The 13,517-nt window shown below is 56.5% G+C and carries 11 protein-coding genes; 2 read left to right on the top strand and 9 right to left on the bottom strand.

The window, feature by feature from the left end; genetic code table 11:
* Positions 1–1,005: a tryptophan--tRNA ligase gene (gene trpS / locus FCL49_RS22010; RefSeq protein ID WP_135318347.1), complete on the top strand. Its 1,005-nt coding sequence runs from the start codon at positions 1–3 to the stop codon at positions 1,003–1,005.
* A 52-nt stretch (positions 1,006–1,057) separates the two neighbouring features.
* On the opposite strand, the gene cysG is transcribed toward trpS, so the two are convergent.
* The 4 genes from cysG to nirB are packed head-to-tail and all read right to left on the bottom strand — an operon-like array spanning position 1,058 to position 6,214.
* Positions 1,058–2,461 carry a siroheme synthase CysG gene (cysG, locus tag FCL49_RS22015; protein ID WP_174355147.1) on the bottom strand — a complete coding sequence of 468 codons (1,404 nt, stop codon included), beginning with the start codon at positions 2,459–2,461 and terminating at the stop codon, positions 1,058–1,060.
* A 49-nt stretch (positions 2,462–2,510) separates the two neighbouring features.
* Positions 2,511–3,311, bottom strand: a complete 801-nt coding sequence (gene nirC, locus FCL49_RS22020; protein ID WP_174355148.1) for a nitrite transporter NirC — start codon at positions 3,309–3,311, stop codon at positions 2,511–2,513.
* Between the two features lie 30 nt (positions 3,312–3,341).
* A complete protein-coding gene (gene nirD / locus FCL49_RS22025; protein ID WP_174355149.1) occupies positions 3,342–3,668 on the bottom strand; it encodes a nitrite reductase small subunit NirD in 327 nt (108 codons plus the stop codon).
* Positions 3,665–6,214: a nitrite reductase large subunit NirB gene (gene nirB, locus FCL49_RS22030; RefSeq protein WP_174355150.1), complete on the bottom strand. Its 2,550-nt coding sequence runs from the start codon at positions 6,212–6,214 to the stop codon at positions 3,665–3,667. Before nirB ends, nirD begins: the two co-directional genes overlap by 4 nt.
* Positions 6,215–6,517: 303 nt before the next feature.
* Here nirB and FCL49_RS22035 point away from each other — a divergent pair, with 303 nt between their 5' ends.
* Positions 6,518–7,786 carry a cytosine deaminase gene (locus tag FCL49_RS22035; protein WP_217434524.1) on the top strand — a complete coding sequence of 423 codons (1,269 nt, stop codon included), beginning with the start codon at positions 6,518–6,520 and terminating at the stop codon, positions 7,784–7,786.
* A gap of 53 nt (positions 7,787–7,839) precedes the next feature.
* On the opposite strand, the gene FCL49_RS22040 is transcribed toward FCL49_RS22035, so the two are convergent.
* From FCL49_RS22040 to FCL49_RS22060, 5 genes are all read right to left on the bottom strand, one after another.
* Positions 7,840–8,991 carry a Fic family protein gene (locus FCL49_RS22040; protein WP_174355152.1) on the bottom strand — a complete coding sequence of 384 codons (1,152 nt, stop codon included), beginning with the start codon at positions 8,989–8,991 and terminating at the stop codon, positions 7,840–7,842.
* A 221-nt stretch (positions 8,992–9,212) separates the two neighbouring features.
* Complete coding sequence (tsgA, locus tag FCL49_RS22045; RefSeq protein ID WP_135318340.1) at positions 9,213–10,397, bottom strand: MFS transporter TsgA; 1,185 nt, start codon at positions 10,395–10,397, stop codon at positions 9,213–9,215.
* Positions 10,398–10,711: 314 nt separating this feature from the next.
* Entirely contained in the window at positions 10,712–11,692 is a 981-nt protein-coding gene (locus tag FCL49_RS22050) for a LacI family DNA-binding transcriptional regulator (RefSeq protein ID WP_174355176.1), read from the bottom strand.
* A gap of 95 nt (positions 11,693–11,787) precedes the next feature.
* The gene (locus FCL49_RS22055) at positions 11,788–13,095 is read right to left on the bottom strand and encodes a 6-phospho-beta-glucosidase (RefSeq protein ID WP_174355153.1); all 1,308 of its coding nucleotides are present in this window, start codon (positions 13,093–13,095) and stop codon (positions 11,788–11,790) included.
* Positions 13,092–13,436 (bottom strand): PTS lactose/cellobiose transporter subunit IIA, encoded by a 345-nt coding sequence (locus tag FCL49_RS22060; RefSeq protein ID WP_135318338.1) that lies wholly within the window; start codon positions 13,434–13,436, stop codon positions 13,092–13,094. The genes FCL49_RS22055 and FCL49_RS22060 overlap by 4 nt, the downstream gene beginning before the upstream one ends.
* Positions 13,437–13,517: the final 81 nt, after the last annotated feature.

Raw genomic sequence — 13,517 nt, forward strand, 5'->3', positions numbered from 1 at the left:
ATGAGTAAGCCCATCGTATTTAGCGGCGCGCAACCGTCCGGTGAACTGACCATTGGCAACTACATGGGTGCGCTGCGTCAGTGGGAGAAAATGCAGGATGATTACGACTGCATCTACTGCATCGTTGACCTGCATGCGATCACCGTACGTCAGGACGCAGAGAAATTGCGTAAAGCCACGCTGGATACGCTGGCGCTGTACCTGGCCTGTGGTATCGATCCGCAAAAAAGCACCATCTTCGTGCAGTCGCACGTACCGGAACACACGCAGCTGAGCTGGGTGTTGAACTGCTACACCTATTTCGGCGAACTGAGCCGCATGACCCAGTTCAAGGACAAGTCCACCCGTTACGCGGAGAACATCAACGCCGGCCTGTTCAGCTACCCGGTATTGATGGCGGCGGATATCTTGCTGTATCAAACCAACCAGGTGCCGGTCGGCGAAGACCAGAAACAACATCTGGAGTTGAGTCGTGACATCGGTCAGCGTTTCAACGCGCTGTACGGCGACGTGTTCAAAGTGCCTGAGCCGTTTATTCCCAAGTCCGGCGCTCGCGTGATGTCGCTGCAAGAGCCGACCAAGAAGATGTCCAAGTCGGACGATAACCGTAATAACGTGATCGGCCTGCTGGAAGATCCGAAAGCGGTGGCTAAAAAGATCAAACGCGCGATGACCGACTCGGAAGAGCCGCCAGTGGTGCGTTATGACGTGGTGAACAAGGCGGGGGTGTCTAACCTGCTGGATATTCTCTCCGGCGTGACCGGCAAGAGCATCCCTCAGTTGGAAGCCGAGTTTGAAGGCCAGATGTACGGCCACCTGAAAGGCGCCGTCGCTGAAGCGGTATCCGGCATGCTGAGCGAGCTGCAGGAGCGTTATCATCGTTTCCGCAATGACGAGGCCCTGCTGCAGCAAGTCATGCGTGATGGCGCTGCCAAGGCCCGTGCACGCGCTCAGGAAACGCTGGCGAAGGTTTACCAGGCGGTTGGTTTTGTCTCACCGCAGTAACGGCTTTGATTCATCAGGAAAGCGGCCAGTGGCCGCTTTTTTTACGTCTGTATCAGGCCATTTTCGCCGATGGCTGCGGCGACTGCTGGCTGGAGAACCAGTTCAGCTTGCTGCGCAGGCTGACTACGCTACCGACGATGATTAAACTTGGGCTGGCAGCCTGTAAGGCCAGCGTCCCCAGTTGGCTCAATTCACCTTCGATGACCCGCTGGCGGCAGGAAGTCCCATTTTCTACCAGCGCCACCGGCGTAGCGGCAGCCATGCCGTGCGCGATCAGTTGGCGCTGGATCTCTGCCGCCTGTGTCAGGCCCATGTAAAACACCAGGGTTTGTTGCCCGGCGGCCAGCGTTGACCAGTCCAATCCGCCGTCACTCTTGGCGTGGCCGGTCACCAGGCGCACGCTCTGTGCATGGTCACGATGGGTGAGGGGAATGCCGCTGTAAGCCGAACAGCCGGAGGCGGCGGTAATGCCCGGCACCACCGAGAACGGAATATTGGCGGCGGCCAGCGTTTCCAGTTCTTCGCCGCCGCGGCCGAAGATAAATGGGTCACCGCCTTTCAGCCGCACCACGCGTTTACCGAGCTGTGCCTGCTGCAGCAAAATTTGATTGATCTGCTCCTGCGGCACGCAATGGTCGCCCGCTCGTTTGCCGACAAAAATGCGTTCGGCATCGCGGCGCACCAGCGTCATGACTTCATCAGACACCAGCCGGTCGTAAACCACCACGTCAGCCTGCTGGATTTGCTGCAGGCCTTTCAGCGTCAGCAAACCGGCATCGCCCGGACCGGCCCCCACCAGTACCACTTCGCCGCGTGCTTGTGGTTGATGGCTAAACAGTTGCTCAGTTTGCCGCTCCGCCAGCGCTACGTCATTATTGGCCAGCGATTGTGCCAGCCGATCGTGGGCAAACAGTTTTTCCCAAAAACGGCGGCGTGAGCCGATGTCGCTGAAGTGCTTTTTCACCCGTTGACGCAATGAACCCCCCAGCTGTGCCAACTTGCCAAGATGTTGGGGCAGCACGGCCTCCAGCTTTTCACGCAGCAGTCGTGCCAGCACCGGGGCTTTACCGCCGGAGGAGACCGCGACCATAATCGGTGAGCGATCGATAATCGACGGCATGATAAAGCTGGCGCGCTTCGGATCGTCGACCACGTTGCAAAATACCCGCTGCTGGTTGGCACACTGGTACACCAGAGCATTGACCTCGACCCGGTCGGTGGCGGCGATCACCAGCCACTTTTCCGCCAGTAACTCTGCACTGAATTCACCCTCCGCCAGCGTGAGGCGGCCAAGAGCTGCCCACTCGTGGAACTGCGGGGTGAAGGTACAGGCGTTGACGGTCAGAGCCGCACCGGCGTCCAGCAGCAGGCGAGCCTTGCGCTCGGCAATCTCACCGCCACCGACCAGCAGGCAGGCTCTGTGTTGCAGTTGGCAGAAAATCGGCAGGTAATCCATCGGCACTCCTCGGGGCAATCAGCAGTGGGGCGCAAGGCGCCCCGGAATATTATGCAGTCTGGCGTGCTGTGGCTTTCTCCGGCTGTGGCCGTTCGGCACGCGGCGTGGCGTACCAATAACCCAGCCCCATCAATACCGCACCGGACAGGATATTGCCCAGCGTCACCCACAGCAGATTATGGCCGATCCCGCTCAGGGTATAGGCCTCGCTGTGATGACCGAACCAGGACAGGGCGAACAGCGTCATGTTGGCGACCGAGTGTTCGTAGCCGGAAGCGATAAAGGCCAGCAGACACCACCAGATGGCGATGAATTTGGCGGCACCCTCAACGCGGATGGCCATCCAAATCGCCAGGCAGACCAGCCAGTTACACAGCACGCCCTTGAAGAACAGCACTTCTGCCGGTGCAGTGGTTTTTGCCAGCGCCACGGTATGTACCAGACTGGTGTCTACCGGCAACAGGCTGCCGCCGCCGTAATAGTACATCAGCGCTACCAGCACCGAACCCAACAGGTTACCCAGCCAGGTTTGCGGTAATACGGCCCACATCTGGCCCTGCGTAATGGTGCCGGCTTTGACGCCCAGCGTCAGGAACATGGTATGACCGGTGAACAACTCCGACCCGGCAATGATCACCAACGTCAGCGCGATGCCGAAAGTGGCGCCCATGACCAGCGGGCGAAGAGACGGATCGACCAGATTGCCGAGGGTGAAGATTAAAATGATGCCGAGGCCGACGTAGGCCCCGGCCATCGCCGAGCTGATCCAAAAGCCCAGCGGGCTGTGCTTTGCCAGCCTGACGATGCGCGCCGCGTTGGCGGCGCATTTGTTGATGGTATCGGTGAACATGCTGCTTCCCCTGAGGTTAAATAGAAAATATCAGGCCGCGACCTGTACCATGCCGTCCACAACCCGGCTGGTGAAATGCGCGACGCTGCGGCTGTCATCTTCCAGACAGTAACCGTCGTGCAGGCGGAAATGTTGTTTTTTTAACGGGCTGGCGACCCACAGTTCACCCTGATGTTCGGCAATCAGACCGCGTGACAACACGCTGGCCTGGGCGAAGGGATCAATATTGCTGATGGCAAACACCTGTTCGTCGGCACAGGGGCGGAAAATCGCCACCTGCTGATCGCCGACCAGGGCACACACGCCGGTGCCGGGCAGAATATCGGTGATGGCGCAAAGGGTTGTCCACTGGCTCATGCGTTGTTCTCCTCGGTTTCCAGCAGGGTGACGGGAATGCGTTCATCCGGACGTGCCGGCCGGTGCTGTTCGCGCTCGGCGACCACCTGGACGCTAGGATCGCGCAGGCCGCTGTTGATAAAGTGGGCGAAGCGCACCTGGGTTTCAGGATGCTCCAGGGTTTCTTTCCACTCGCAGACAACCGCGTCGCGCAGGCGGGCGATCTCGGCTTCCAGTTGGTCGTTGATCCCCAGTTTGTCGTCAACTATCACCTTACGCAGGTAATCGATACCGCCTTCCAGGCTTTCCAGCCATACCGAGGTGCGTTGCAGCTTATCGGCGGTGCGGATATAGAACATCATAAAGCGATCGAGGTAGTGCTCCAGCGTCTCGCGGTCGAGATCGGCTGCCAGCAGATCGGCATGGCGTGGTTTCATCCCGCCGTTACCGCATACGTACAGGTTCCAGCCGTTTTCGGTGGCGATAATACCGACGTCTTTGCCCTGAGCTTCAGAGCATTCACGGGTACAGCCGGAAACGCCAAACTTCATTTTGTGCGGGGTGCGGATGCCCTTGTAGCGGTGTTCCAGCTTGACGCCAAAACCGACGCTGTCACCGACACCAAAGCGGCACCAGGTGCTGCCGACGCAGGTTTTGGACATGCGCAACGCCTTGGCGTAAGCGTGGCCGGTTTCAAAACCGGCGGCAATCAGTTTGCTCCAGATGGCTGGCAGGTCGTCTTTCTGTGCGCCGAACATGCCGATACGCTGGGAACCGGTCAGTTTGGTGTAAAGGTTATATTCCCTGGCGATCTGGCCAACCACCATCAACCCTTCCGGGGTAATTTCGCCGCCGGGGGAGCGTGGGATCACCGAATAGGTGCCGTCTTTCTGGATATTGCCGAGGAAGTTGTCGTTGGTGTCCTGCAGCGCCGTGTGTTGCGGCTTGAGAATGTACTCATTCCAGCAGGAGGCCAGCAGCGAGCCAACGGTCGGTTTACAGACTTCGCAACCGTAGCCCTTGCCGTATTTGGCGAGCAGTTCGTCGAAGGATTTGATGCCTTCGACGCGGATCAGGTGGTACAGCTCCTGACGCGAATAAGCGAAGTGTTCGCACAGGTGATGGTTCACCTCGATGCCCTGTTTGCTCAATTCGGCGTTCAGCACCTGGGTGATCAGCGGAATACAGCCGCCGCAGCCGGTGCCGGCCTTGGTTTCTGACTTGAGCGCCGCCACGGTATGGCAACCCATGCTGACCGCTTTGATGATATCGCCTTTGCTGACGTCGAAGCAGGAACAGATTTGCGCGCTTTCCGGCAGTGAATCGACGCCGATGGCCGGTTTGCTGCCTGCATGTGCCGGCAGGATCAGACCGTCCGGATTTTCCGGCAGTTCGATGGCGTTCAGTGCCAGCTGCAGCAGGTTGCCGTAGTCGCTGGTGTCGCCGACCAGCACCGCGCCCAGCAGGGTTTTGTTGTCGGCACTGACCACGATGCGCTTATAAACTTCTTTGCTCTCGTCCAGGTAAACGTAGCTGCGCGCGCCTTCGGTGCGGCCGTGGGCATCCCCGATACCGCCGACGTCGACGCCCAGCAGTTTTAGCTTGGCGCTCATGTCGGCACCGAGGAAGGTATTTTCACGGCCCAGCAGATGATCGGCGGTGACCTGCGCCATTTTATAACCCGGCGCGACCAGACCAAAGGTGCGCTCACGCCATGAGGCACATTCGCCGATGGCGTAAACGTCCGGATCGGAGGTCTGGCAACTGTCGTTAATTACGATGCCGCCGCGGCGGGCAGTGGCCAGACCGCACTGATGGGCCAGCTTGTCCTGGGCGCGGATGCCGGTGGAAAAGACGATGAAGTCCACTTCCAGCGCGGTGCCGTCGGCAAACTGCATGGTTTTGCGCGCCTGTTCGCCGCCGTTGACGATTTCCTGGGTATTTTTACCGGTATGGACTTTGACGCCCATGCGTTCAATCTTGCGGCGCAGTTGATCGCCGCCCATCGGATCGAGCTGTTCGGCCATCAGTACCGGCGCAAACTCGATAACGTGAGTTTCAACCCCCAGGCTTTTCAGCGCACCGGCGGCTTCCAGTCCCAGCAGGCCACCGCCGACCACCGCACCGCGTTTGCTGCGGCGGGCGCAGGCTTCGATGGCGTTCAGATCTTCAATGGTGCGGTAGACGAAACAGTCCTGGCTTTCGGAGCCTTTAATCGGCGGGATCCACGGATAAGAGCCGGTAGCCATGATCAGCTTGTCGTAATAGACGGTGCGGCCGGTATTGGAGTGAATGACTTTCTCGCTGCGGTTAATGGTGATGGCGCGTTCGCCGACCAAAACCTTCACGCCCTGCTTCTCGTAAAAGCCTTCACGTACCAGTGAAAGTTCTTCGGCGGTGTGGTGGGAGAAATAAGAAGAAAGGTGTACGCGATCGTAGGCGATGCGCGGCTCTTCGCAAAATACGGTGATGTCGAATTGGTCTTTGTCTGCTTTTTCCAACAGATCTTCGATAAACCGGTGGCCGACCATGCCATTGCCGATGACAGCAAGTTTGACTCTGCTCATTATTGCCTCAAAATTCTGGTTTCCTAGCGTTACCTTATTCCTCCCTGTGGGCAATTTATTGATGCAAATCAAGCACTCCTCCATATACCCCTAATGTGGTATATGAATGATTTTTATCGTTATTTGATAAGTTGCGGTTTTTATTCATCTTTAGCTGAAACGAGCCAGTTAATGCGAACTCTACCCATTTGAGAGTAATGAGGACTTTAATAAATTATTGGTGGCTTTGTCAGTCTGATCAGCTGCCAGTATGATGAATGAAACAGGCTGGAACAGCAGAGGTGAAGGGTGGCCAAGAGTCCATTGAAGTTTATCGATAACCTGCGTCTGAGCGGGCATGAAGGGCTGTGGCAATTGGCCATTGAGCAGGGGCGCATCGCCCATATCGTGCCGCAGCCGGAGGGGCTGGAATGGCGCAGCGATGTGCTGGATGCGCAGGGAGGGCTGGCGCTGCCGGCATTTGTTGAACCGCATATCCATCTCGATACCACCCAGACCGCCGGGCAGCCGGCCTGGAACCAGTCGGGCACCCTGTTTGAAGGCATTGAGCGCTGGGCCGAGCGCAAGGCGTTGCTGACCCACGAGGACGTCAAACAACGCGCCTGGCAGACGCTGAAATGGCAGATTGCCAACGGCGTGCAGTACGTGCGTACCCACGTTGACGTTTCCGACCCAACCCTGACCGCGCTACGTGCGATGCTGGAAGTGAAACAGGAAGTCGCCCCCTGGGTCACGCTGCAAATCGTCGCTTTTCCGCAGGAAGGTATCATGTCTTATCCCAACGGCGAAGCGCTGTTGGAAGAGGCGCTGCGGCTGGGGGCCGATGTGGTGGGGGCCATCCCGCACTTTGAATTTACGCGTGAGTACGGTGTGGAGTCATTGCACAAGGCGTTTGCCCTGGCGCAGAAATACGATCGGCTGGTGGATGTTCACTGTGATGAGATAGACGACGAACAGTCGCGCTTTGTCGAAACCGTGGCGGCGCTGGCGCTTAAGCTGGATATGGGCGCCAGAGTCACCGCCAGCCACACCACGGCGATGCACTCTTACAATGGCGCTTACACCTCACGGCTGTTCCGCCTGCTGAAAATGTCCGGCATCAACTTTGTCGCCAACCCGCTGGTCAATATTCACCTGCAGGGGCGTTTCGACAGCTACCCGAAACGGCGTGGTATCACCCGGGTGAAGGAGATGCTGGAGGCGGAAATTAACGTCTGCTTCGGCCATGATGATGTGTTCGATCCCTGGTATCCGCTGGGCACAGCCAACATGCTACAGGTACTGCATATGGGGTTGCACGTGTGCCAACTGATGGGATACGGCCAGATCGACGACGGGCTGAAACTGATTACCAGCCACAGCGCGCGCACTCTACATCTGACCGACTATGGCCTGACGGCGGGCAACAGTGCCAACCTGGTGATATTGCCGGCCGATAGCGGCTTTGATGCGGTGCGCCGACAGACGCCGGTGCGTTACTCGATACGTCAGGGCACGGTGATTGCCGAAACCCAGCCGGCAGAAACCACGCTGTATCTGGCGCAGGATGAGAAGGTGGATTTCCGGCGTTGAGGTTGGCTGCAACTCTATTTTCTTTTGTTGCCAAAGCCTTATACGCTTTGTTTTTAATCATTACGCAACACATCTACGTAGGCCTGATAGACGTAGCTTTTGCCTCTTAGCCGACCAGTCGTTTCCAGCAGTATCCCTGCATTTTCCAGCGCTTTGATGGCGGCGTTGGCAGTAGGGAAGGAGACGGCTAACTCCGCCTGAGCTCGTTCCACCGTTAACTTTGGCATTGTAGGTAATAACTCAAAAAGGCGCAGCGTTTGTAATGTACTTGATGCAGTTGCGAGAATTTTCTTCCTGTCAGTCGCGATCAACGAAGCTATCTGAATGATGCTCTGCTGCGCTTCCTCTGCCGCTATTTCAACCCCTTTGAGAAAGAAAACCACCCAGGACTCCCAATCTCCATGGCTGCGGATTTCAGACAAACAGCGGTAGTACTCAGCCTGATGGGCCTTCAGATACCCCGATACATACAATAATGGTTGGGGTAAAAGTTTCCATGTTTCAAGCAGCATGGCGATTAACAGACGACCTATACGGCCATTGCCATCAAGAAAAGGGTGAATGGTCTCAAATTGGGCATGTGCCAAAGCGATCCTCACCAGGGGAGGCAAGGTGGTTTTTTCATCGTGTATAAATATCTCAAGATCTGCCAGTAAATGGGTGACATGTTCTGGCGGCGGTGGGACATACGCTGTATTACCTGGACGCGTGCCACCAATCCAGTTCTGACTGGTACGTAGATTGCCCGGCTGCTTATTCGCCCCACGAACGCCATCCAGCAGAACTTTGTGGGCTTGGGTGAGCAAGCGGACTGATACAGGTAATCCCGTTGGAGAGAGTATCTGCTCACGGACAAATTTGAAGGCTTGTAGGTACCTGGTGACCTCCTCGACGTCATTCGCATTGGTCACAGACAACCCGGCTTCTTCATCAAAAACATCTGTCAGCGTCGCCTGAGTCCCTTCAAGCTGTGAAGTGAGCAGGGCCTCTCGCCGTATTGCACTGTAAATGAGCCATTCTCCGGATGTCACCAGTCCTGTCATGCCTGATAGTCTGGCCAGAGCAAGTTCAGCTAGGTGATTGGGTTGTTGATAGGATTTTGCGTCAAGATCAGGGGCCGTTGGCGGTAAAGGCTCAGGCATAAAGGCATTAACGGTTTCGTGATGGCTTTGGGTTGCCACAAATCGGCCAGATGTGCGTTTCATTAAACACTCCTTTAATAAGTCTGAACGTTATTAAACAACTCTTTAATAACATGAGTGCTCATTAAAAGTCTTTTTAATTAGTTGAGGCAGTGATGACGAATAGCAAAGGTTTATGTGCTCAGACTCACTTTGTCAGCAAGCGACATATAAAAAATCCGGTGAGGGGGACTCACCGGATTTTGATCTGTTGGCAAAGGTGCTTTTTACATCATGCTGGCAGATCAGTTGGTTACGTGACCGTGGCTGCGGTGCTTGGTGACGAAACCGAGCAGCAGGCACATCACGAATACCGCCAGGTACAGACCATTGGCGGTAGTCAGCGCCGCGTGTGCGCCGCCTTTGGCTACGATCGGGCCGGTGACCACGAAGGTCAGCATGGTGCCGATGGTGCCGCAGGTCAGGATGAAGTTAACCAGTTTCGGTGAGGAAACCTTGGTCTGCAGCGAGCCCAGCGTGATCAGCGTGGTGTAGATCGCGCTGGAAACGAAGCCCAGAGCCATAATGTAGTAGCCCAGGTGTTCCGGGTTATCGGTGCTGACGAACAGGTACATCGCACCGGTCGCCAAAGCGGCCAGGATAGTGACGATACGCTGCAAATCGAAGAAGCGCAGGATAAAGCTGAACACCCACATGCCGATCATGTACGAGGTCCAGAAATCGCTCACCAGCTTACCGGCCTGGCTGATATCCATTCCGAACGACTTGGTGGCGTATTCCGGTACCCACTGAATGAAACCCAGCTGGCCAAGGATGTAGCACAGTGCGGCGATCGACAGGAACAGCACGCCGATACCCCATTTTTCTTTCACCACCGGCTGGCCGGCGTCGGCACCTTTGTTGCCCAGTACCGGGAACTCGGAGAACAGGGCCAGCACAAAGATACCCACGTACAGCAGGCCGATGCAGGCGTACACCCAGTACCAGCCGATCTGACGCGCCAACAGCATCGCGGCGACAATCGGGAAGATCATCCCGGCCATGCTGAAGAAGGAATCAGTGAACAGCAGGCGCGAACCGCGTTGGCGGCCGGCATACATATGGGTAATCAGGAAGGTGCCTATCGACATGGTGATACCGCTGACCACGCCAAGGATAAACATGCACAACGAGAACATGGTCAGGCTTTTGCCGAGCATCAGGCCAGCAATCGCCAGCACCATCAGCACAAAGCCAAACATCAGTTGACGTTTCAGCGGGATAATTTCCATCAGCCAGGCATTGAGGAAGATCGAAATCAAAATACCGGCGTTAAGGAAGGTAAAGGTATTACTCATGCTGGAAACCGGCAGATTAAAGTACTCTGCAATGTTCCCCATCACCATCCCTGTGACGATAACTAAAGCACCGGTCAGCGCGTAAGAAAAATAGCTGATCCAGGTAAGCCGTAGACGGTTGCTGTCATTCATTATATAGGCCTGATTATGTCTGTTAGGATTATTCCCGTCGCCTTTCAAACCGCAGCGTTGTTACCTGCACTCGCTCACCCCAGTTACTTAACTTTTGTAAGCGCCTGGGGATGAGCGAGCTGGTCGCCTAGCTGCAATTTGAAATTCATAGGGTATAACGCTGGATTAAGGCCGCTGGCTTTTCCTGGCAAAAGCAGAAAAAAGTCCCGATCAGGCCACCAGGGAGCGGATCCTAGCACAGACAACGGGAGTTTTTGTGATGGCTATCTATTTTTTGATGCAATCAATGAGAGGCGCTGAAATATTTTTGTGATCTATTTGCTCGCCGTCACGATCGAGTCGCGGCTGATGACTGTCGGCGCAAAGCTAACCGGTGGCGTGGCCGGGTCAATCAGCAGGCGGGCGGCATATTGCGCCATTTCACTGATCGGGAAATGTACGCTGGTCAGCGCCGGGCGGACAAAGGGCGCGCGTTCACCGCTGTCGTAACAGATCAGCGAAATATCTTGCGGCACCCGCAGGCGGTGTTCGTTGACGGCCAGCAGTGCGCCGATGGCCATCTCTTCATTGCAGCAGTAGATGGCGGTGGGCAGGGTTTTCATTTTCAGCAATTGATCGGCGCAGCGATAACCGCTCTCCAGATCGTAAAGCCCTTCGGTGCAGGCGAGCGGTTTGATATGCGCGGCCTGCATGGCCTGTTCAAAACCCTGCAGCCGCAAGAGACTGGAAGGGCGGTCTCGCGGGCCGCTGATACAGGCGATATACCGGTGGCCGGCATCAATCAATTGTTGTGTTGCCATGCGGCTGGCGTACTGGTGATCGAAGGTGACGCAGTGCGCTTCCAGACCGGGCACCAGACGATCGAGCAGCACAAAGCGACGTTGTTCCGCCGCCAGTTGGCGTAACTGGTCATCGCTGAGGAAACGCACGTGCAGGATCACGCCATCGCAGCGCAGATTGAACAGTCGTTGAATCGCCTGCCATTCGTTTTCCGCACTGTTACGTCCCTGGGTCACCAGCAATTGTTTGCCGTGGGATTCGGCTTCGGTTTGCACAAAGTCCATCAGTGCGCCGAAGAAGCCGCCGCGATAGGAGGTGGTGACCAACCCCAGGGTATTGCTGTGGCTGGAGGCCAGCGCGCGGGCGGCCGGGTTGGGGGTGTAGCCAAGTTGGGCCACCGCCTTTTCAACCTTCTCGCGGGTTTGACTCTTAACGTTGGTATCGCCATTCACTACGCGTGACACGGTGGCGCGGGACACGCCCGCCAGGGCTGCGACATCTTCCAGTGTCACCATCATCCGACTCCTGATTACGACAAAAATGGGGTCGACGCAGCGACCCCTGTACATTAGGTATAGCAATGTATCAGCAACCGCGATTGGCCCGACGGTTATTTGAACTGAGGCAGATAAGGCGCATTTACCGCCAGCACTTCATCCAACAGCGGCTGCGCCACATTGGCATTGCCGACCAACGGGTTGGTGACCAACGCCAGCAGGCCACTGCGGCGATCGCCATGCACTGCGGCTTCGATGGTCAGGCGCTCATAGGCTTTGACCTGTTGGGTCAGCGCGTGCATCGAGTCCGGCAGCGTGCCGAAGGTCAGCGGATGGGCACCCTGAGCGTCGACGATACAGTTGGTTTCTATCACAGCGTCGTCCGGTAAACCGCGAATAGCGCCACGGTTTGCGGTATTGACGACTAATTGCGTCCCGAGATTATTATGGATCGCACGAATTAGCTCCAGCGCCACTTCCGAATAATATGATCCACCGCGGAAACTTAACTGTTCCGGTTTGCTGTCGAGATGCGGATCGGCGTACAGCTCAAACAGCTCTTTCTCCACCTTCATCACCTGCTCGGCGCGGGTACCGCGTTCGGCCGCAGCGGCAATTTCTTCGGCCAGCATCTCTTTGGTCTGGTAGAAATAACGGTGATAGGGACAAGGGATCGCCCCGACGGCGCGCAGGAAGTCCGGCTGCCAAGGTTCTTCCTTGATGTTGTTCATGGTCAGCGCCGCGCCGTCGCACAGCATGTCGATCACCTTGTCGGTGACGTCATGCCCGTTTTGCAGCACCTGATGCACCCATACCATGTGATTGAGCCCGGCGAACTGCAACTGCACCTCTTGAGAAGGGACTTTCAGCATATTGGCAATCATGTGATGCATGCTGATCGGCACGTTGCACAGGCCGATGATTTTCGCTTTGGTGTAGCGAGAGACGGCTTCGGTGACGATGCCGGCTGGGTTGGTGAAGTTGATGATCCAGGCGTCAGGTGCCAGTTTTTCTACCCGGCGTGCGATATCCAGCATCACCGGAATGGTGCGCAATGCTTTGGCGAAGCCGCCAACGCCGGTGGTTTCCTGGCCGATTAAATCGTATTTCAGCCCTAAACGCTCGTCGGCGGCGCGTGCCGGTAACTGGCCAACGCGGAACTGGGTCAGAACGAAATTGGCGTCGCGAATGGCCTCATCCAGTTCGAAATGCACGCTGACCTTCACCTGCTCCAGCCCGTGGCGCGCCAGCATGCGTTCGGTCAGGGCGGCAATAATCTCGACCTTTTCACGGCCAGGCTCAACGTCCACCAGCGCCAGTTCGGTGACCGGCAGTTCTTCGATACGCTGGATCAAGCCATCGACCAATTCCGGCGTGTAGCTGCTGCCGCCGCCGATGACAGCGATTTTTAACGATTTCATGCGCGAACCTCCATCTGGGCCTGACGGCGGTAAAGCTCGATCATGTCATCTGCCAGATCCTGGATCACCATGGCATTCATCAGATGATCCTGGGCATGAACGGTAATCAGGTTGATGGTCAGTTTGCCGCAGCCTTCGTCCAGGCCGATCAGTTGGGTCTGGATCAGATGGGCCTTTTTTACCGACTGTTTGGATTCGGCCATGTGTTTGGCTGAAGCGGTAAAGTCGCCGGCACGCGCTTGTTGCAGCGCCATCAGCGCACTGCTGCGGGCGCCACCGGAGAACACCAGCAGCTCCATGATGGTGCTTTCAAAATCGGGGCTGATTTCAGTTTCAGTCATCAATTCACTCACATTATTTCTCCTGTATTGCTCGGCAGTGGTGCCGGCGGACATTCATGATTCTTATCGTTGCGCCAAAAT

Origin of the sequence: Serratia proteamaculans, assembly GCF_013337185.1 — a bacterium.
Classification (GTDB): domain Bacteria; phylum Pseudomonadota; class Gammaproteobacteria; order Enterobacterales; family Enterobacteriaceae; genus Serratia; species Serratia proteamaculans_D.

Bases quoted from the DNA above. Each gene is read 5' to 3' on its own strand.
- trpS (WP_135318347.1), top strand. From the start codon at position 1: ATGAGTAAGCCCATCGTATTTAGCGGCGCGCAACCGTCCGGTGAACTG.
- cysG (WP_174355147.1), bottom strand. From the start codon at position 2,461: ATGGATTACCTGCCGATTTTCTGCCAACTGCAACACAGAGCCTGCCTG.
- nirC (WP_174355148.1), bottom strand. From the start codon at position 3,311: ATGTTCACCGATACCATCAACAAATGCGCCGCCAACGCGGCGCGCATC.
- nirD (WP_174355149.1), bottom strand. From the start codon at position 3,668: ATGAGCCAGTGGACAACCCTTTGCGCCATCACCGATATTCTGCCCGGC.
- nirB (WP_174355150.1), bottom strand. From the start codon at position 6,214: ATGAGCAGAGTCAAACTTGCTGTCATCGGCAATGGCATGGTCGGCCAC.
- FCL49_RS22040 (WP_174355152.1), bottom strand. From the start codon at position 8,991: ATGAAACGCACATCTGGCCGATTTGTGGCAACCCAAAGCCATCACGAA.
- tsgA (WP_135318340.1), bottom strand. From the start codon at position 10,397: ATGAATGACAGCAACCGTCTACGGCTTACCTGGATCAGCTATTTTTCT.
- FCL49_RS22050 (WP_174355176.1), bottom strand. From the start codon at position 11,692: ATGGTGACACTGGAAGATGTCGCAGCCCTGGCGGGCGTGTCCCGCGCC.
- FCL49_RS22055 (WP_174355153.1), bottom strand. From the start codon at position 13,095: ATGAAATCGTTAAAAATCGCTGTCATCGGCGGCGGCAGCAGCTACACG.
- FCL49_RS22060 (WP_135318338.1), bottom strand. From the start codon at position 13,436: ATGACTGAAACTGAAATCAGCCCCGATTTTGAAAGCACCATCATGGAG.